We start from the raw sequence: 19853 nt of genomic DNA, 5'->3' as shown, positions 1-19853 counted from the left end.
GCGCCCTCAGGCGGCGCCTCCCTGTCGTTCGATGTCCTGCACCAGTCGCCGGCCGGATTGTGCCAGCAGCTCCTTCTTGGTCTCCAGCCCCTCGGCCAGCAGCCGGCCATTCCGCTTCTTCCAGACACCGCCGATCATGACGGCCTCGATGTTGGCGAGGCTCGTCTGCATCACCACGGTCGCAAGGGGATCGTGCACCGGATAAAGATTGAGATCGGAGGCGTTGATGATGACGAGGTCCGCGAGCTTGCCCGGCGTCAGCGAGCCGATCTGGTGTTCGCGGCCGAGCATGCGGGCGCCTTCCGTCGTGATCCAGCACAGCGCCTCGCGCACTGCAATCGTGGTCGTTGCCGGAATGGCGCCGCTCGCCTTGCGCGACTCCGCATTGTCGAGCGCCCGCTGCATCGACAGCGCGACGCGTGCGGCGGAAAGGAGATCGCCCGCAAGCACGGATTCGAGATCGATGCCGATCGTCGGTCGCACGCCGCGGTTCAGCAGACGTCCGGTGATCGGAAAGCCATGGCCCTGGATCATCTCGTTCTCGGGCGTGACCGAGAACGACACGCCGAGGTCAATCATCCGGTCCAGCAACTCATCGGGCAGATCGTTGCCGTGAACGACATTGACGCCGGTGCCGACGAGCCCGGCCTCGATCAGTCTCTCCCAGCCGCCTTGTGTCTTGGCCGGGCCGCCGCCCTGATGCATCGACGCGATCAGCTTGAACTCCCGCGCCAGGCGGAAGTCGCGCATGGCGACGTCGAGCGTCGAATAATGCGGGCCGAGGATGGCGAGCCCGAGCGTGACGAGGCCGTCGCGGGCAGCGAGGGGGCCGGCCAGCAGCCGCTCGACCTCGCGGCGAGGATGCGGCACCTCCGAGAAGTGCGGCTCGCCCGGCTTCGGCTCCGGTTTTGGCGAGCCGTGGAAGAACGCGGCGCGGATGCCGCTCTCGATCAGGCCGCGCACCGCGGCGTCGGTATGATCAGGCGTCGGATTGTTATGGCACCAGTCGACCAGCGTGGTGACGCCGTGGTTGATCTGGTTCAGCGCGCCGACCAGCGTCGCGATATGGATGTCCGCAGGCTGGAACACGGTTGCGAGGCCGGCATGCATGCGGCGGAAATATTCGAGCAGCGTCCAGTTCGCGGCAAAGCCGCGCAAGCCCGTCTGCCAGGTGTGCATATGCGCGTTGATCAGGCCGGGGATGATGATGCGCCCCGTGCCGTCGACGATCTCAGCCTCGGCGGCGCCACTGCCAAGATCGATCGACGGGCGCACGTCAGCGATACGGTTGCCTTCGACCAGCACATCGCCGCCCGAAAGATCGCCGATCGCGTCATCCATGCTGATGACAGTGGCGGATTTGATCAGCGTGCGTCGCATCGCGTCACGCGCCCGCTTTGATGGCGCTCGGCGGCTCGCCGGCCCAGGCGCGCGCGATCAGGTCGCGGATGTCGCCCCGTTCGAGTGGCCGCGGATTCCAGTACGCATTCGTCACCGCGAGATCAGCCGCCTTGTCGATGCCGCTCTCGGGCATGCCGACATCACGCAGCGCAAGCTTTGCACCCAACCCCTTCGCAAGGTCGTACAGCCCCTGCGATGCATCGGCGGCGCCGATGGCGCGCGAGATGCGCGCCATCGCGTCGGGCACCGCCGGTGCGTTGTAGGCCAGCGCATGCGGCAGCACGATGGTGTGGGTTTCGGCGTGCGGGAGATCGAAGGTGCCGCCGAGCGTATGGCACAGCTTGTGGTGCAGCGCCATGCCGACGGTGCCGAGGCAGACGCCACACAGCCAGGCGCCATAGAGCGCTTCGGTGCGGGCCTCGCGGTCGTCGCTTTCGGCGACGATCGCGGGCAGGGCGCGCGCCAGCGCGCGGATGCCTTCCTCCGCCATCAGCGATGTCACGGGATTGGCGTCGCGTGCATAGAGCGCTTCCACCGCATGCGCGATCGCATTGATGCCCGATGTCGCAGCCAGGCTTGCCGGCAGCGTCAGGGTGAGATCCACATCGTAAATCACCGTCTCCGGCAACACCGCTGCATCGCGCACCGTGGTCTTCAGGCCGTTCTCGGTCTGGCCGACGATCGGCGTCATCTCCGAGCCGGCATACGTGGTGGGGATGCAGAGCTGGTTGACGCCGGTGCGCAAGGCCAAAGCCTTGCCGAGACCCGTGGTTGAGCCGCCGCCGAGCGACACGACGCAGTCGGCCTCGCACGCCTTCATCACAGCGAGCGCACGTTCCGTGACCTCGACCGGCGTGTGCATGGTGGCGCCGGGAAAGATGCCGGCATAGAGCGGGCCGAGCGCGATCCCCAGGCTCTTGCCTTGCGCCTCCTGCTGCGGCGTCGTCAGCACCAGCGCGCGCTTGCCGCCGAGCCGCTCGACTTCGGCCTTGGCGGAGGCCAGCGTTCCGCTGCCGAACACGACGCGGCAGGGCAGGTTTTCAAAGATGAACGAACCGATCATGCGCCGGTCTCTTTGATGGGATAATCGACCTGGAAGCGCCCGATCCGCAAGTCGCCCAAGGCCTCGCGCACGCGCAGATGTTCGGGGTGGTTGGCATAGGCGGCAAGCGCCGCCTGGTCCTTGAATTCGGAGAACAGGACCACGTCGCAGGCGTAGTCGACAGCGCTGACGTCCACGCCGACTTCGATATGGGTGAGGCCCTCGATCCGGCCCTTGAGGCCCTCGAACAGGGTCTTGACCTTGAGGCGGGCGGCAGAACGCTCCGCAGGCGTCTCCCCGCGCAGCCGCCACATCACGATGTGCCTGATCGGGCCCGACATTTCCTGATTTCCTCGCCTGCGACGGTGTTTTGTTGGCGCTATATTGCCTTGCAGAAATCGGCAATAAAGGTCAAAATTTGTAAGTCTCTTTTCCTCATAGCGTAAGAATGGACCGGCTGCTCCAACTCGAGGTCTTCTCCAAAACCGCTGAGCTCGGCAGCCTTTCCAAAGCCGCCGAAACGCTGCGGATGTCGAACGCGGCCGCCAGCCGTCACCTCAGCGCGCTTGAGGAGCGGCTCGCGGTCCGGCTGATCGAGCGCAACACCCGCCGGCAGTGGCTGACCGAAGCAGGGCAGGAGCTCCTGCAGCGCTGCAGTACGCTCTTGAACGAGCTCGCCGAGGCCGAGGACGCCGTCTCCGACCGCGCGCTGTCGCCCAAGGGCATGCTGCGCGTGACGAGCTCGCTGTCATTCGCGATGATCTATCTCGCGCCGATGCTGCCCGCCTTCCGCGCGCTCTATCCCAATCTCAGCGTGCAGATCATCAGCGCAAACCGCTACCCTGACTTCATCGAAGCCGGCATCGACGTCGCGATCCGCACGCGGGAGCACGAGCCGGATTCCAACATCATCGTCCGCCGTATCGGCCAGATGCACCGCGTGCTCGCGGCCGCTCCCACCTATCTGGAGAAGCACGGCCGGCCGGAGCATCCCGCCGATCTCGCCCGCCACAATATGCTGATCTACAATCTCGCCAATGATCCCTATTCACTGCGGCTGAGCAAGGGCAGCACGACGCAGACGGTTCGGATCGCACCGACGCTCGACAGCAATGACGGCCAGATCATCTGTGGTGCGGCGCGCGCAGGGCTCGGCATCCTGATCCAGCCGCTTTACATCGTGCAGGGCGACATCGCGGCCGGCCGGTTGGTGCCCGTCCTGAGGGACTGGCAGCTGCCGCTGCTGACCATGAACATCGCCTATCAGAACCGCGTCAGGCTGCCCGCCAAGATCAGGGTCTTCTCGGACTTCCTGGTCAGCCATATCCGCGAGCATTCCGAGCCGGGGATCTGGATCGACGCGGCGAAGTGAGCGGGAAGCATTCATGTATCTTGGAATCGATCTCGGCACCTCCGCGGTCAAGACCGTTCTCGTCGACGATGCGCAGCGCGTGATTGCAAGCGAGAGCCGGCCGCTCGCGACGGCCTCGCCGCAATCAGGCTATTACGAGCAAGATCCCGCGCAGTGGATCGCTGCGACCTTTGCCACGGTGGATGCGCTGAAGGCGAGCCGTGCGTCTGCGCTGGCGGCGGTCGAAGGCATCGGACTGTCCGGCCAGATGCATGGCGCCACGCTGCTCGACGCGAGCTTGAGACCCTTGCGGCCCTGCATCCTCTGGAACGACGGACGCGCGGCCGCGGAGTGCCGCGTGCTGGAGCAGCGCTGGCCCGCCTTGCGTGCGGTGACGGGCAACAAGGCTATGGCGGGTTTCACTGCGCCAAAGCTGCTCTGGATCGCCACGCACGAGCCTGACATCTTTGCGGCGACCTCGCTCGTTCTGCTTCCAAAGGCCTATCTGCGCCTGGTGCTATCGGGCGAGGCCGTCGAGGATGTCTCGGACGCATCGGGATCGCTGTGGCTCGATGCCGCGCGCCGGGACTGGTCGGACGCAGCACTGGCAGCGACGGGCTTATCGCGCGAGCACATGCCGCGCCTGGTCGAGGGCTGCGCGCCTGCAACAACGCTGCGCCGCGAACTCGCGCAGCGCTGGGGCATGGCGAGGCCTCCGGTGATCGCGGGCGGCGCCGGCGACAATCCCGCGGGCGCCGTCGGCATCGGCGCGATCCGGCCGCGCACTGCGTTCATCTCGCTGGGAACTTCGGGTGCCTTGCTGTTGCCGACCGACAGAATAGCCGCCAATCCCGATCGCGTGGTGCACACGTTCTGCCACGCCATCCCCTGCATGTGGATCCAGGCCGGCGCGATCCTCTCGGCCGCGTCCTGCCTCGCCTGGGTTGCGCGCCTGTTCGGTGTCACAGAAGCCGAGCTGCTGGCGCCACTTGGAGCACGCCCGCCGGCGCCGTCGCCCGTGAGCTTTCTGCCTTATCTCGCAGGCGAGCGGACCCCGCACGACGATTCCGCGGTGCGCGGCATGCTCGATGGCTTGAGCCATGATACCGATCGCTCCGCGATCGTGCAGGCGGTGCTCGAGGGCGTTGCCTTCGCGCTTGCCGATTGCCGCGACGCGCTCGCGGATGCCGGCATTGCGATTGCGCAAGCCGATGTCATTGGTGGTGGTTCACGGTCCCCGTTCTGGCTCTCGGTGCTGGCCAGCGTGCTGAATATTCCAGTCCATCGCTTTGCCGGAGGCGAGACCGGCGCCGCATTCGGTGCGGCGAGATTGGGGCGACTTGCTGTCACGGGGGAGGCAATCGACGTCGTGTGCACACGTCCGCAGCGCATCGAGACATTCGAACCCGACGCCGGACTGGTCGATGCCTATGCCGAGCGGCTTCCCGCGTGGCGTGAACTGTATCGGCCGCGCCACTAGCTGGTCCAATCTGGTGTGCATACTTCGGTATACTCGCCTTCGGTATTGCCCTGCGTCACCCGCTTTTGTTTAATGACCAAACCGCGCTGACAGGAAGATCGAGACGCGGGTGGGAAACGCATTGTGCGCCGGGAGGCACGATGAACGATCCGATCCTCGAGATGCGCGGGGTCTCGAAGACCTTCTTCGGCATCAAGGCGCTGCGTGCCGTCGATCTCATCGTCTATGCCGGCGAAATCCATGCTTTGATGGGGGAGAACGGCGCCGGCAAGTCGACGCTGATGAAGATTCTGTCCGGCGCCTACAGGCCTGATCCCGGCGGCGAGATCCGCATCGAGGGCAAGGCAGTGCGGATCGAAGGCCCGCTCGGCGGCCGCGCTGCGGGCATCTCCATCATTTATCAGGAGCTGTCGCTCGCTCCCAATCTCACCGTGGCCGAGAATATCTATCTCGGCCGGGAAATGTCGCGATCAGGTTTGCTGGCGCGCGGGGCGATGCGCGAGGGCGTTGGCCCCATCTTGACGAGACTGGGCGCGGACTTTCTGCCATCGACACTGGTGGCGCATCTGTCCATGGGCCAGCGGCAGCTGGTCGAGATCGCGCGTGCGCTGCACGCCCGATCAAAGATCCTGATCATGGACGAGCCGACCACCTCGTTGTCGGCTGCCGAAAGCGAGCGGCTATTCGCGCTGATCCGCCAGCTTCGTGCCGAGGGGCTTGCCATCATCTACATCTCGCATCGCATGGACGAGGTCTACGCGCTCGGCGACCGCGTCACCGTGCTGCGCGACGGCCGGCTGGTCGGTTCGCTGGACAAGCCCGAGATCCGCGCCGACACCATCGTCCGGCTGATGGTCGGGCGTGACGTCTCCTCGTTCTACAAGAAGGACCACGATCCGGAGGCGGGGCGGGGGCACCCCGTGCTCGCAGCGATCGACATGGCCGATGGCCAGCGTGTCAAGGGTTGCTCGCTCACCGTGCATGCGGGCGAGGTGGTCGGGCTCGCCGGCCTGATCGGCGCCGGCCGCACCGAGCTTGCGCACCTCATCATCGGCGCGTCACCGAAGACCTCCGGCCGGCTCGAACTGGAGGGGCGCCCGGTCGAGATCCGCACGCCTGGCGAGGCGCTCGAGGCCGGCATCGCCTATCTAACGGAGGACAGGAAGGCGCTCGGGCTGTTTCTCGACATGTCGTGCCTGGACAACATCAATCTCGCCGTGCTCGCGCGCGATGCCAAGCTCGGCTGGGTGCTGGATCGCGACAAGGCGCGTGAGCGCGCCGACCGGGCCTTCGCAGGCCTGAGCATCCGCGCCGCCAATGCCGGCGTTCCCGCCGGTGGCCTGTCCGGCGGCAACCAGCAGAAGGTGCTGCTGTCGCGGCTTCTCGCCATTGCGCCGAAGGTACTGATCCTCGACGAGCCGACGCGCGGCGTCGACGTCGGCGCCAAGTCGGAGATCTATTCGATCATCGATAATCTGGCCAAGGCCGGCACCGCGATCCTCGTCATCTCGTCCGATCTGCCCGAGATCATCGGCATTTGCGACCGCGTCGTCGTGATGCGGGCCGGTCACATCGCCGGTGAGGTCACCCGCGGCCCGAACTCGCCGCTGACGCAGGAAGACATCATGGCGCTTGCCACGGGAATGGAGCATCTCGATGCCTAGTAATGGTGCTGCGGAGGCCAAGCCGGCATCGACGACGACCAACGGTGCTGCCGCAGAGACAAGGCGTCAGCGGATGAGAATGCTGATCAGTGCGCTCGGCATGCTGCCGGTGCTGCTTATTCTGTGCATCGGCTTCCACGTGCTGTCCGAGGGCCGCTTCTTCACCGGACAGAACCTCGGCATCGTGCTGCAACAGGCCGCGGTGAACACGGTGCTCGCGGCCGGCATGACCTTCGTCATCCTCACTGGCGGCATCGACCTCTCGGTCGGCTCGATCCTGGCGGCCTCCGCAATGGCAGGATTGACGCTCTCCAAGCTGCCGGAACTCGGCATGTTGTGGCTGCCGGCCGCGCTGCTCACGGGCCTTGGCTTCGGTGTCGTCAACGGCGCGCTGATCGCGCTGCTCCGCCTGCCGCCTTTCATCGTCACGCTCGGCTCTCTCACCGCGGTGCGCGGCCTCGCGCGACTGCTCGGGGCCGACACCACCGTGTTCAATCCATCCATTCCCTATGCCTTCATCGGCAACGGTTCGCTGACGCTGGTTCCCGGCGCCCTCTCGATCCCGTGGCTCTCGGTGATCGCCTTGCTGGTCATCCTCGTCTCGTGGCTGGTGCTGCGCCGGACCGTGCTCGGCGTGCATATCTATGCGGTGGGCGGCAATGAAAGCGCGGCGCGGCTTGCCGGCATCAAGGTCTGGGCCGTGCTGATCTTCGTCTACGGTGTCTCCGGACTTTTCGCCGGGCTCGGCGGCGCCATGCAGGCGGCACGGCTCTATGCGGCCAACGGCCTCCAGCTCGGCCAGTCCTATGAGCTCGACGCGATCACCGCCGTGATCCTCGGCGGCACCTCCTTCGTTGGTGGCATCGGCTCGATCTGGGGCACGCTGGTCGGCGCGCTGATCATCGCCGTGCTGTCCAACGGCCTCATCCTCATCGGTGTCTCCGATATCTGGCAATATGTGATCAAGGGCCTGGTGATCATCGGCGCCGTGGCGCTCGATCGGTACCGGCTGCAAGGCTCGGCCAGGACCTGACAGGCTTGGCGCGCCTTCGATGCGAATTCCGTTGCGGCAACTGGTCTGCCGCGCCGGGGACGAAGACAGACCAGGGAGGAAGTCCATGTTGAAGACAATCATGCTCGCCGGCGCCGCGACGGCGCTTGTTCTTAGCACCGTGCCGTCCTCGGCGAAGGAGCTCAAGTCGATCGGCGTCTCGCTGGGATCGATGGGCAATCCGTTCTTCGTCGCGCTGTCGAAGGGCGCCGAGTTCGAGGCGAAGAAGACCAATCCCAACGTGAAGATCACGACGGTCGGATTCGAATACGATCTCGGCAAGCAGGTTACCCAAATCGACAATTTCATCGCCGCAGGTGTCGACCTGATCCTGCTCAACCCCGGCGATCCCAAGGCGATCGGGCCGGCAATCAAGAAGGCGCAGGCGGCGGGCATCGTCGTCGTCGCCGTCGACACCGCGGCCGAAGGCGCCGACGCCACCGTGACCACGAACAACGTGCAGGCCGGCGAGATCTCCTGCCAGTACATCGTCGACAAATTGGGCGGCAAGGGCGACGTCATCATCGAGAACGGGCCGCAGGTCTCCGCCGTGATCGACCGCGTCGTCGGCTGCAAGAACGTCTTTTCGAAAAATCCCGGCATCAAGGTGCTGTCCAGCGACCAGGACGGCAAGGGCTCGCGCGAGGGCGGGCTCACCGTCGCGCAGGGTTATCTGACCCGCTTCCCCAAGATCGACGCCATCTTCGCCATCAACGATCCGCAGGCGATCGGCACCGATCTTGCCGCGCGCCAGCAGAACCGTAGCGGCATCATCATCACCGCGGTCGACGGCGCGCCTGATATAGAGGCCGCGCTGAAAGATCCGCAGTCGCCGCAGATCCAGGCCTCGGCGTCGCAGGACCCGTTCTTCATGGCGCGGCGGGCCGTACAGGTCGGTGTCGGCATTCTCAACGGCCAGAAGCCGGCCTCGACCGTCGAGCTGCTTCCGTCCAAGCTCGTGACCAGAGACAACGTCGCCGAGTACAAGGGCTGGACCTCGGATCGCTCCCAGTAAGTCGCGGCTCCTCGCGAGCACCCAAACCCAAGATGACGGACGGCGTTCTGATCGACGCCGTCCGTCGCTGACGCAGGTGCGTCATCGGCCGCACGAGCGCGCCGGTGGCTTCAGCGGACAGTATATGGACTGGTGCGCGGAGCCAGCATGGCGGATGGAAATCTGCTTGCGAAGGCACTGGTCTTGGGCTGGACGCGCGATCCGTCGATCACCTCGAGCCGACCGCAGCGGTTCAAGGTGTGCAGCTTCCTGCCGGGCCAGGCCGGTCCGGGTTTCAGAGAGTGACGGACGATCTGCTTGAACGTCGTCGGTGACAGTTCGACCACTTCCGCCAGGGCAAGCGCTGCGCCGTATCCCTCGGTGCAGTCCTGGACCGGGCGCCACAATTTGTCATCGAGGGTGACGAAGTTCCCCGCGGGCCGCGTGCTTGCACGGTCGATCAAGACCGGATTGCTGGCGTGGGGCAGCCAGGGCCCCAAGAGGCGATCGGCGCAATAAATCGCCAGCGAATCCGAATAGCCAGCCGTTCCGTCGCGCCAGGCGCCAAACAGATAATGCAGGCCGTTGTGCCGCGTGATCGTGACGTCGGCCAGCTCGAGGCCGGAAAGGAGCGTCGCGTATCGCTCCCATTGGTCCGGAAATCGAACGCATTTGTAGAGGGCGACGTCCCCGCGGACCGAGCTCTCCGGGATCATCCACAGCTCGCCATCGTCTTCGATCAGAAACGGATAGGAGAGGTGCCAGGGCTCCTCCAGCACCGGCATCACCTCGCCGACCGGCCCCGCGTCATTGAACTCGATCGCCGAGATGATGCCTTTCCCGACACGGTGATCGAGGTCCTCGAAGAAGACGAATGTCCGTCCCTGCCATGTGATGGGAAAGGGATCGGCGTAGAAGTGGTTTCCTGGATCTGCCAGAACGTTCCAGCTTGGACCTGACAGATCTCCGGTCTGCCAGACGCCCGCGCCGTCATTGAAGCGCCATCCGATATGCCAATGCGGAGCATAGCAGCAGAGACGATAGATTTCCTTGGCGATCGACATGGCAAGGCCGCGCACGACATAGCCAACGGGTCCGCGGGGCAGGCCATGTCCGGCGGGGCGCGCCAGTTGCGGCACGATACGCGGCCTTCCCGACAGGATCGCCGCCACCATGGTCAGGGTCCGCGCCATGACCGTTTCGAGCGCGCCGCTGAGACCTGCGGCAATTTCTCCGGATGGATGGCCGCGGTCGAGGACTGAACCGTCGACCTCGTTGACGATGTCGATCACGGGCAGGTCGCCGGCGAGAATGGCGGCGAGCGCGGCATTTTCGCCCGCAACCCCGTTGAACAATGGCCGAAGATACAGCCGGGCAGGGCGGTCCGGATCCCGCGCGGCACCCGTAAAATCGACGACCACATCGGCCGTCTCGGTACGGACCTGTGTTCGTTCCGGAACGATCTTCAGCTTGTTGGCGCCGCTATGTCTGCCCTTGTGCAGCACCACGCGCTCGAGCTCGAACAGGGCATCGAGACCCGCGGGCCGCGGCTCCGCCGTTGGCGTCCATTCGATTTGAACCGGAACGTCCCGGCCGTCGATCGGCAGTGTCTCGCGGCCCATCCACTGGCGCGCGTACTCGCGTTCACAGCGAAACTCGATGATCATGTCGAGCCAATCTATTTCAACGTATCAGGTCAAATGACCTGGTCGAGAATTCGACCGTATTCCTCCACCATGGCATCTACCGAATAGCGCAATCGTAGGCCCTTGGCATTTTGTCGCAGTTCGTCGCTCAGCTGTTTGTCCGTCAGCAGCTTGGAGACGGCTGCGGAGAGCTTTGCGTGATCGGCGGCATCGACGAAGAGTGCAGTCGGTCTTCCTTCGTAGGACAACACTTCACGCAGGACGGGAAGATCGGTCACGACCGAGGGAACCCCGGCGTTCGCGGCCTCGACCGCGGCGAGACCGAAGGTTTCGGCCTGTGTTGGAAATACGAACACGTCCAGACAGGCCAGGAAGTCCGCCATCCGGCTGGGGGCGATTTCCCCGAGCAAATGCAGTCGGTCCGAGACGTTCAAGTCGTTCGCGAGCTGCCTCAGCCGGGCCTCGTCGGCTCCCTGGCCGGCAAGCGCAAGGTGCCAGGACGGTTGATCCGGCAGCAGACGTATCGCCATGTCGAGCCGCTTGTGCGGATGCAGCCTTGCCGCGCAGCCCAGCAGGACGCAGTCCGGCGGCAGATTGAACTCATGCCGTGCAGCCTCCTTCGACAGGGTGAGGGCCTTGTCGTCGAAGCCGTGCGGCACATGCACCATGCGCGACCGGTAGGCTGCGGGGTAGCGCGAGTATTCGCGCTGCATATCCTGCGAATTGAGCGTGATGCGGTCAAAGAAGCCGAGGCTGCCCATGACGATGTCGGCGGTGCGGACCGGCCAGCTCATCGACAGCGCGGATGAGACCTGATTTGCGACGACCGGTGCACGGCTGACGAGGCGCGTGACGCCGCCGCCGATGACGTTGCCGAAATGCTGGAACGTCAGGACGGCATCGGGCCTGGTGGTCCTGATATGGCGGCCGAGCGTCCACAGCATCCGCAGCAGCGCCACCGGATCGCCCGGTCGGCTCGGCGCGCAGTAGAGCGTATCGGGCGGCTCATCGAAGGAGTCCGATTTGCGGAAGAAGAATAGATTGGTGACCCGGTAGCCGCGAGCGGTCAGTCCGGCGCCGAGAAGCCGGGAGATCTCCTGCGCACCGGCGTTCTCGGCCTGAGTTTGCGCGAGAAGCACGTGCAGCTTCGGCCCGCCGCCGTCTGGCCGCGCGGGTGCCGTCGCGCTCGTCTCGCCCAAGTCCTTGTTCGGCTGATAATGGAGCACGGATCCCGACCCGCTAAAGAAACGAAATCTTCACCTTCTTAACTCCGTACCTATCATGCGGCCATCGGGGTGGACACCGACTAGCAACAAACGGAGTTAATGCGAGGCTATGGCTACGACGTCGTTCGCGCAGCATTTTCGCTCGTTCCCGGACGACGCACAGCGCGCGCGTTAACCAGTCTGTCTTGCGCACTGCCGGCGCGTGACTGCGGACCTGAACGACGGCGTGATGACATCTAGTCACGCGAGTCGGCACTGCGGACTGCATAGGTGCCGCGCCTCGATGCAGAGAAGCGCAACAGCACGAGAACGGATGGATCCACCCCGGTTCGCCGGCGGCAGAGGACGTTCAGGGCGATCGTCGCGAGCGCGAGCGACACAGTGGCCGAAATCGCCGCGCCGAGCACGCCGAGCCAGGGAATGAGGACGAGAAATCCCACGAGCCGCAGCGCGACGTTGGCGGCAACGACGGGAACATAGATTCTCTCATGACCGGTCAGCTGCAGGATCGCAGCCGACGGGCCGCCAGCAGCCTGGATGGCGGTTCCGATTGCGAGCACGATCAAGGCCGAATGCTGCGCGGTGAAGTGAGGTCCGAACAGGTTGAGGAGATAGGGGCCGCCGATCCAGATCGTGGCGAGGCCGGCGATGACGCAGAGCGCGGTCACTTCCGCCATCAATTGTAAGGTCCGCTCGAACTCCTGGTGGTTCTTGCTGAAATACAGCGAAGGAAGTCGGCGCGCGCCGAACGTGTACAGCGCCGCGGACAGCATGGCGAAGATGTTGGCGAGGCGCGAGGCGGCAAAATAGATTCCTGCGGTGGCCGGATCCAGCATCCAGTAGACGAGAATAACGTCGAAATACTGGTTGGCGACTTCAAGGATGGATGCGAGCCAGAAGTGAAGGGCGCTCGATCGCCAGCGGGCCGTCTCCGAGCGCGCCGGCGTACCGCGCAAATCCGGCAGCACTCGCGCGATCGAAACGATTTGCGCAACCAGCCCTGCCGACATGGCCATTGTCATCACCGCGAACAGTTCGGCGGGATCGAGTCGCCGATGGCCGAGCAGCATCGCGAGCAGGAACAGGACGACGATGACCCGCCAGAAGAACTCGCGATTTCCTTCGCCCATGAGAATGCTGACCAGCGAGCGCGCGATCTGGCTGCCGAGCATCACGCCGGCATTGACGGCGGTATAGGCGGACACCGCAAGGATCAGCAGCCACCAGTCGCCCCTCACGCTCGCCGCGACGGCGATCCCGCCGATCACGACCAGCATTGCGACCGAGGCGATCTTCAAGCTTGACAGGAGGACACCTTTGGTGAGGTCCGGCCGGCCGCCGACCTGATATTCGTTCAGGAATCGCACCAGCAAGGATTCCTGTCCGACCAGTCCCACGACGGCTGCGATCTGCGCCACCGAAAGCCAGGTCGCAAAGATGCCGAAGCCATCAGGCGACATCGTTCGTGCCGCCAGCGAGAACAATGCAAACGCGAGCACGCCGCTGCCAACCTTGAGAAGGATGGTCCCGACAACACCGCGCGTGACGTCGCGCCGCATGAACTGGAGGATGGATTCGATCATGGAAGGGGACATGTTCCGATACTGGCGACAGCCTAGCATGCCGAAAAATCGTGAGTGTTAATGGACGGCTCGCGAGATCGCGCCGGTCGCGACGATATCGCGGTTACGCCGGTTGCTTCACTCTTGAACATCGCCGTACCCATTGTCCCAAGCAATGCAAAGTCCGACCCGATCAACTGACGTGATAGCGCCGCATCGACGACCGAAAGAGGCGAGATCAGCCGTTTGAGTGCGGAATGGCTCGCGCAGATTGGCCGCCGAGACGGAATCCGGAATTTGCAGAGCCTCCCGAGCAAGACGCGTGCCGCGATGGCGGCGGCGTGCCCGACGCTCCCGGTCGTTAACCTCAATCTCCGGAAATGATCGCACTTGGCTCTGCGATGCGACATCAGGCGAGAGAATTGCACTGGAAGCGCCCGTTAACCGTGGGAGCAGGAGCCATGACGACGGATAGAACCGTGACCGGGCCGATCGACGGGGGCGGGACCGCACCGATCGTCTCGGACATCGCAATTGTCGGCGGCGGCCTTGCGGGATCGCTTGCGGCGGCCGTGCTGGCGCGGGCAGGGCATCGCGTTGCTCTCGTCGACAAGCGGGCGGTCTATCCGCACGAGTTCCGGGTCGAAAAGATCGGCGGCCATCAGCTGCAGTTGCTCCGCAAGCTGGGCTTCCTCAGCGCGCTCGACGGCGTCGCTTGTCGATATCAGCGGGTGCTCAATATCCGGGAGGGTAAAGTGGTCGATGTCAGCGTCGGCCAGGCTTACGGTTTTCCCTATGCCGATCTCGTCGCCATGGCGCGCAGCCAGATTCCCGATCCGTCCAACCTGATCGTCGACGAGGTCACAGCGATCAGCAGCAGCGACGACGTCCAGCATCTCGAGCTGGCCTCCGGACGGTGTGTGACGGCTCGCCTCGTTGTTCTCGCCACCGGCATGGCGGGAGTGCTGGGTTACAAGCTTGGCATCAGGCGGCGTGTGCTGGCCGAGCGCCATTCGGTTTCTTTCGGCTTCACGATCGCTCGCAAGGACGGTCGCCCGTTCGATTTCGAGGCGTTGACCTGCTACGGCGAACGCACGGCGGACGGCATCGACTATCTCAGCCTGTTTCCCGTCCGTGCCGGCATGCGGGCCAATCTCTTCATGTTCCGCGATCCGACCGATCCGATCATGCGCGAATTGCGTCGCGAACCGGAAGCGACGGTTTTGCGCCTGCTGCCGGGATTGCAGTCCTACCTCGGCGATTTCCGCGTGACCGACCGGGTCCAGAATTGGGTGATGGATCTGACTGTCGTCGAGGGACATCTCCAGCCCGGCGTCGTGCTCATCGGCGATGCGTTCCAGACCAACTGTCCCGCCGCCGGCACGGGCGTCGCCCGCCTGCTGGTGGACGTCGACCGTCTTTGCACCGAATACGTTCCGCGGTGGCTCATGACCGCAGGCATGGGCCGGGAGAAGATTTCGCAGTTCTATTCCGATCGCGACAAGATCGCGGCGGACCAGCAGTCGCTGAAGATGGCGCGCTTCCGCCAGGCCCTGACGTCCCGCAACGATATCGGCTGGGACGTGCGGCGGCGGTTGCACTTCCTGCGGCGCAGTCTTGCACACCGCGTCGACCAAATGAATCCGGGCTGGCTCGGGCGTGTCCGCGGCGCGTTGCGTGCCTAGGCTCTGCGCCCCTGCGCCTGCCGCCGGTCAGCGCGTCGGAGTTGTGGGGCGGGCGGGCTGGAGCCTCAAATCCGACAGCCGCTTGGCCGCCAGCTTGAGCCAGGGAGCCTGCTTCAACGCGAAGAGGGCGATGGCCCCTATGGTGCTGCCCGCCTGCGTGACCGCCCACATCGGCGAAGGCCGCCCGCCGAACAACTTCTTGTATGGCTCATCGCCGATGGTGAAATCGAGCATCTGATCTCCGCGCTCGATACAATCCCGCGCCACTTGTTCGAACATCAGCGCGCCGAGGGATTGGCTCTTGTAGCCCTCGATATCGAAGGCGCTCATGATGACGAGGAAGCTGCCCCGGTGGCACAGTCCCAGCACGGCGGCAATCACGTCGCCGTCCATCTTCATGGCATAGACGCGGACAAAGGAGCCCATGCCGCGAAGGGCGACATCGGAATAGAAGCCGTAATATTCGGGACGCTGAAGCAGATCTCCGTCGCCCTGTGCGTGAAAGCGCGGGCCGCGAAACTTCCTCATCACGTCCAGCGTCTCGAGCACGGCGGGGCCGTCGCCGCAGCATGAGAAGCTTAGCGCGCCTTTCTTCTGCAGTTGACGATACTTCTTTGCGAGCTCCTTCTGATAGGAGCGATCCATCGCGCTGGCGCGCCATTGCTCGAACGGCGCGACGAGAACCGTGGCATAGGCATTGGTGTCCATCGATACACGTCGTGGCGCGCCCAGGAGGTCTTCGATCGGAAGCCGCGCGTCGGGCAGCTTGGCCATTCGGAGCAGATCGAAAGGGCGGACAAGGCGCCGAATCTGCGCGCATGCAGCGGCGTCACCGAGCAGTTGCGACAACACGTCAGGGCTGCAAACCGGCGCCAGATAGTCGGAAACGCGGAGGTCGGCGAACTCGACGGTTCGTATCGGACCGCGCCGGATCCGGAGCAGGGGCAACACCATCGCAAGGGCCCCCGTCGCGCGGTAGCGGACCACGAGGACCAAAGCTGTCGCACCCGCTTCGGGCGCGAGCCTGGTGTAGAGGCTGTTCAGCCAGATCGGATGCTGGAACGCAGTGGCGGCCGAGCGATCAAACAGCTGTGCATATTCCGGAGACAGAAAGTCGAACGACTGTTCGATGACGATGTCGAACGTGTTGCTGAGCTTGTTCATGCGCAATCAGGGAAGCCAAATCATTCGCGAGCGTCGTCGAGCCGTAGCTGCGCTTATAGCAAGGTCGTTACGGGTCAAACACCGGCGGCGCGCGATTTGCATCAATGCGTTCAACCATGTTCGTATCGTTACCAAACCCTTAAGATGCCGGAGATGGATATGGGGCCCAAGATCGACTCGCGCCAGCAAACGGTTGGTAGCGGTGGAGCGTCGGCAAGGATTGCGACACAGCTCGCGCGGCCATTGCCGCCCGCACAGTGCAGGGCAGCGACCTCCTTGCACGGATTTTCCAGACCTCTCATTCGTGCAAGATGATCAGCTCGGTCCCGAATACGCAGAAGATGTCCCTTTCACGGCGAGAACTGCTCGATATGGCGGCGTGCCTCGCGGCGCTGGCTGCCTGGCCCGGTGGTGCAACCGCCGACGATTACCCCTCCCGCTCCATCAAGCTGGTCATTCCCTATTCGGCTGGCGCTGCAGGTGATCAGATCGGCCGTCCATGGGCCGACAAGGTCACTCCGCTGCTGGGGCAGGTCCATGTCGAGAATATCGGCGGCGCCGGCGGTGCGATCGGCTCCGCCGCGGTGGCGCAGAGCGCACCGGATGGCTACTCGCTTCTGCTCGGCAATGGCAGCACCCAAGTGACGATTCCGTTGTCGTCGGCGCAGCCCGCCTACGACGCGGTTCGCGATTTCCGCGCCATCTACCGGCTGATTACGAGCACGCTTGCATTCGTCGTTCATCCGTCCCTGCCGGTGAAGGATCTGCGGGAGCTGGCAGCTTTTGCGAAGGCCAATCCGGGTGGGCTTACCTATGGCACTCCCGGCGTCGGCACCGGCAATCATCTCGTCGGAGAGATGTTCAGACAGCAATCGGGTCTTGCGGCGGATTTGGTTCACGTCCCTTACCGGGGCATGGGGCCCGCGACCAGCGACCTCGTCAGTGGCCAGATCAACTCGGTCATTGCAGTGGTCTCGAGCCAGATCCTGCAATTGCACTTTGCGGGCAAGCTGCGGCTGATCGCCGTGACGAGCGACCGGCGGTTGAGCGGAGCGCCGGAAGTTCCGACGGTTGCCGAATCCGGCATGCCAGGCCTCAGATATGCCGGCTGGTTTGGCTTGTTTGCCCCAAGAGCGACCCCGGACGCGGTCGTGGAGCGGATCGCCGCCGCGACCCGCGCGGCGATGGCCGATCCTCAGTTGCAGGAAAGCTATCGTTCGCAAGGTTTGGAGCCGGACATCGATTCAGGCCCCGATAAATTTCAGCGCCTCGTCGAGGACGAACTCGTCCGCCTGACTCCCATCGTCAAGTCGATCGGGCTCAAGCGCGACTGAGTGCTTCTCAGAGACGCACCCCGGTCGTAGCAAACGCCTGCGCGGCGGGCTCCTGAACGCGATCCAAGATCAGCATCCCCGCAATCGCAATCACCAGGGCCGCGACGCAGCCAAGCAAAAAAGCCTTCATCCTCAGCCTCCCTCGATTGGACCAGCAAACCATCTATACGACACGGCTTGCCGCCAGCAAGCTCGTTGATCGCTCCAAGGCTTCCGCGGTCCTATGGGCTCTTGAACACGGGATCGGCGGAAAACGCATCGCCCATCAAGCCAAGGGACTGAAGCTCGGTGCCATTCAAATCGACTTCCAAGACTGCGAGCAGCAGCGCGAGCACGACGGCAACGAGGAGGAGGAAAGACGAGGCTTCTCGCGCAGCGGGATCTTGCAGGCCATCAATGGCACGAAGAACGCGCAGCCGCGCAATCATCCGCAGAATTGGCCCCGTTCGCCCCTGCATGCCGTCTTCCTTGACGTGAGCAGCCAGAATCTGGTGTCGGGGCGATCGGCATTCAAGGCGGAGGATGCGCGAGCCGGGCTATTGCACTGCACGCTTCGGAACGGAAGGAGGGTTTGGAAGTTCTTGCGAGTTAGTGAGCGCATCGGAGATATTGCGTGAGATTAGCGAAAACGCTTTTGTGCTTCGCTGCACTTTGCTTTGCTGGGAGCGCCCTGGCCCAGCCCGCGCAAACCAACTCCTCGCCGACGCCAACCCGTCCCGAGGAGAAAGGTCAAGCACAGCCGCAAGGTTGGACGGGCCCGACCAATACAGGTTCGGGTGGTGCGCCAGCCGAAAGCCCCCAGGGCCAGAGTCCGCCTGGAATGCAGGCCGCTCCCGAGGGATCCTCCAAGACCACGACCGCACCTGCCAAGTAGACCGGTCCCGGATATTCATTTCCGTTGCCCGTTCTGGCAATCTTGAGGGCGTGAATGTCAGCAGGGCGGCCACGAATGAACAGATCGCCTTGGTGCAGGAACGTCGCTGCGGCGCTGTGGGTCATCTTTGCCGCATCGCCCGCGCACGCCGACATGGTCGGACACGGCGGCCCGATACGGGCTCTCGCCATCTCGCCCGACGGGGGCAGCCTTCTTTCCGGCAGCTTCGACACGGCGGTCATCCGCTGGTCGCTCAAGACGGATACCGCAGAGCAAGTGCTGCGGTATCATGCTGATGGCGTCAATGCGGTCGTCTTTCTGAAGGACGGCCGCATGATCACGGCCGGCGCCGATGCACGAATTGCGGTGTGGACGGCGGGACGGCAGGAGCCAGACCGGGTGCTGGAGGGGCACGTCGCTCCGATCGTGGCGCTTGCCGTGTCGCCCGATGGGTCGGTTCTCGCATCGGCTTCATGGGATCGGACGGTACGGCTCTGGTCGCTATCGGACGGCACGTCCCGCGCGCTCGAAGGGCATACGCAGAACGTCAACGGTGTCGCTTTCCTGCCGGACGGCGGACTTGTCAGCGTCGGCTACGATCTTGCGCTGCGAATCTGGCGTTTGCCGGATGGCCAGCCGGAAATCGTGACGTTGCCGGCGGCGCTGAACGCGGTGGCCGTGGCGCCGGATGGTGAAATCGTCACAGGCGCGGTCGACGGCAAGCTGCGCATGCTGAGCACCGACGGCAAGGTCAGCGGCGAGGTCGCGGCCAGCCCGACACCGGTGGTGGCCTTGACGATGTCGGCGGACGGCGCATTGATCGCTGCGGCCGGCATCGGCGGCACAGTGGCGATCATCGATCGCAAGTCGCGCAACCTGCTGCGCACGCTGGTTGGGCCCGGGCAGCCGGTGTGGTCGGTCGCCTTCCTTCCAGACCGCGAGACACTGATGACGGGTGGTGCGGACGGCAGGATCAGGCGCTGGAACGCGCGCACCGGCGATCCCATCGGCTCAGGTCTGATCGGCACACCGGCCGATCCGCTCGCGGCCTATGCCGGCGATCATGGCGCCGATGTATTTCGGGCGTGTGTTGCCTGCCACACGCTGTCGGACAAGGAGGTGCAGCGTGCCGGCCCGACGCTTGCTGGACTATATGGCCGCAAGATCGCTTCGCTCCCGGGATATCGCTTCTCCGATGCGCTGAAGAGGATGGACATCGTCTGGACGCCGGAAACGGTCGCAAGACTGTTCGAAATTGGGCCGAACACCTATACCCCCGGCACCAAGATGCCGGAGCAACGCATCGGTTCGGCCGAAGACCGGCGCGCACTCACCGAGTTCCTGGGCCGCGCGACGTCGCGATGATTGCCTCTTCCGGC

At 64.5% G+C, this 19853-nt stretch carries 17 protein-coding genes; 9 read left to right on the top strand and 8 right to left on the bottom strand.

What is annotated here, in order from left to right; translation table 11 throughout:
- Positions 1-6 precede the first annotated feature (6 nt).
- The 3 genes from EAV90_RS18290 to EAV90_RS18280 are packed head-to-tail and all read right to left on the bottom strand — an operon-like array spanning position 7 to position 2784.
- Positions 7-1380, bottom strand: a complete 1374-nt coding sequence (locus EAV90_RS18290; RefSeq protein WP_129144258.1) for an amidohydrolase family protein — start codon at positions 1378-1380, stop codon at positions 7-9.
- A 4-nt stretch (positions 1381-1384) separates the two neighbouring features.
- A complete protein-coding gene (locus tag EAV90_RS18285) occupies positions 1385-2464 on the bottom strand; it encodes a maleylacetate reductase (protein WP_129144257.1) in 1080 nt (359 codons plus the stop codon).
- Positions 2461-2784 carry a Dabb family protein gene (locus EAV90_RS18280; protein ID WP_122403950.1) on the bottom strand — a complete coding sequence of 108 codons (324 nt, stop codon included), beginning with the start codon at positions 2782-2784 and terminating at the stop codon, positions 2461-2463. Before EAV90_RS18280 ends, EAV90_RS18285 begins: the two co-directional genes overlap by 4 nt.
- A 107-nt stretch (positions 2785-2891) precedes the next feature.
- On the opposite strand from EAV90_RS18280, the gene EAV90_RS18275 reads away from it, so the two are divergent.
- From EAV90_RS18275 to EAV90_RS18255, 5 genes are all read left to right on the top strand, one after another.
- On the top strand, positions 2892-3815 hold the full coding sequence (locus EAV90_RS18275; RefSeq protein ID WP_122403949.1) for a LysR family transcriptional regulator: 924 nt from the start codon (positions 2892-2894) through the stop codon (positions 3813-3815).
- A gap of 13 nt (positions 3816-3828) precedes the next feature.
- Entirely contained in the window at positions 3829-5274 is a 1446-nt protein-coding gene (gene xylB, locus EAV90_RS18270) for a xylulokinase (RefSeq protein ID WP_129144256.1), read from the top strand.
- 140 nt (positions 5275-5414) lie between these two features.
- Entirely contained in the window at positions 5415-6938 is a 1524-nt protein-coding gene (locus EAV90_RS18265) for a sugar ABC transporter ATP-binding protein (protein ID WP_129144255.1), read from the top strand.
- Entirely contained in the window at positions 6931-7971 is a 1041-nt protein-coding gene (locus EAV90_RS18260) for an ABC transporter permease subunit (protein WP_129144254.1), read from the top strand. The genes EAV90_RS18265 and EAV90_RS18260 overlap by 8 nt, the downstream gene beginning before the upstream one ends.
- Before the next feature lie 85 nt (positions 7972-8056).
- Positions 8057-9004: an ABC transporter substrate-binding protein gene (locus tag EAV90_RS18255; RefSeq protein WP_122403946.1), complete on the top strand. Its 948-nt coding sequence runs from the start codon at positions 8057-8059 to the stop codon at positions 9002-9004.
- Between the two features lie 110 nt (positions 9005-9114).
- On the opposite strand, the gene EAV90_RS18250 is transcribed toward EAV90_RS18255, so the two are convergent.
- The 3 genes from EAV90_RS18250 to EAV90_RS18240 form a co-directional block, all read right to left on the bottom strand.
- Entirely contained in the window at positions 9115-10650 is a 1536-nt protein-coding gene (locus EAV90_RS18250; protein WP_129144253.1) for a glucosamine inositolphosphorylceramide transferase family protein, read from the bottom strand.
- A 29-nt stretch (positions 10651-10679) separates the two neighbouring features.
- On the bottom strand, positions 10680-11855 hold the full coding sequence (locus tag EAV90_RS18245) for a glycosyltransferase family 4 protein (RefSeq protein WP_129144252.1): 1176 nt from the start codon (positions 11853-11855) through the stop codon (positions 10680-10682).
- A gap of 236 nt (positions 11856-12091) precedes the next feature.
- Positions 12092-13438, bottom strand: coding sequence for an oligosaccharide flippase family protein (locus EAV90_RS18240; RefSeq protein ID WP_129144251.1), 1347 nt, complete (start codon positions 13436-13438; stop codon positions 12092-12094).
- 440 nt (positions 13439-13878) lie between these two features.
- Here EAV90_RS18240 and EAV90_RS18235 point away from each other — a divergent pair, with 440 nt between their 5' ends.
- Positions 13879-15102 carry an FAD-dependent oxidoreductase gene (locus EAV90_RS18235; RefSeq protein WP_164937001.1) on the top strand — a complete coding sequence of 408 codons (1224 nt, stop codon included), beginning with the start codon at positions 13879-13881 and terminating at the stop codon, positions 15100-15102.
- Between the two features lie 27 nt (positions 15103-15129).
- On the opposite strand, the gene EAV90_RS18230 is transcribed toward EAV90_RS18235, so the two are convergent.
- On the bottom strand, positions 15130-16266 hold the full coding sequence (locus EAV90_RS18230; protein WP_129144249.1) for a GNAT family N-acetyltransferase: 1137 nt from the start codon (positions 16264-16266) through the stop codon (positions 15130-15132).
- A gap of 341 nt (positions 16267-16607) precedes the next feature.
- Between EAV90_RS18230 and EAV90_RS18225 the strand changes: the two genes are divergently transcribed.
- Positions 16608-17600, top strand: coding sequence for a Bug family tripartite tricarboxylate transporter substrate binding protein (locus EAV90_RS18225; RefSeq protein ID WP_245509559.1), 993 nt, complete (start codon positions 16608-16610; stop codon positions 17598-17600).
- 7 nt (positions 17601-17607) lie between these two features.
- Here the strand turns inward: EAV90_RS18225 and EAV90_RS41270 are convergent, their stop codons facing one another.
- Positions 17608-17730 (bottom strand): hypothetical protein, encoded by a 123-nt coding sequence (locus tag EAV90_RS41270; RefSeq protein WP_283809894.1) that lies wholly within the window; start codon positions 17728-17730, stop codon positions 17608-17610.
- Positions 17731-17746: 16 nt separating this feature from the next.
- Between EAV90_RS41270 and EAV90_RS39560 the strand changes: the two genes are divergently transcribed.
- Both EAV90_RS39560 and EAV90_RS18215 read left to right on the top strand, forming a co-directional pair.
- Positions 17747-18217 carry a hypothetical protein gene (locus EAV90_RS39560; protein WP_160118838.1) on the top strand — a complete coding sequence of 157 codons (471 nt, stop codon included), beginning with the start codon at positions 17747-17749 and terminating at the stop codon, positions 18215-18217.
- Between the two features lie 332 nt (positions 18218-18549).
- Complete coding sequence (locus EAV90_RS18215; RefSeq protein WP_245509558.1) at positions 18550-19839, top strand: c-type cytochrome; 1290 nt, start codon at positions 18550-18552, stop codon at positions 19837-19839.
- Positions 19840-19853 lie beyond the last annotated feature (14 nt).

This window comes from Bradyrhizobium vignae (genome assembly GCF_004114425.1).
GTDB lineage: Bacteria > Pseudomonadota > Alphaproteobacteria > Rhizobiales > Xanthobacteraceae > Bradyrhizobium > Bradyrhizobium vignae.
Note: the sequence above shows the minus strand (reverse complement) of the source record. Positions and strands in the feature narration are given on the sequence as shown.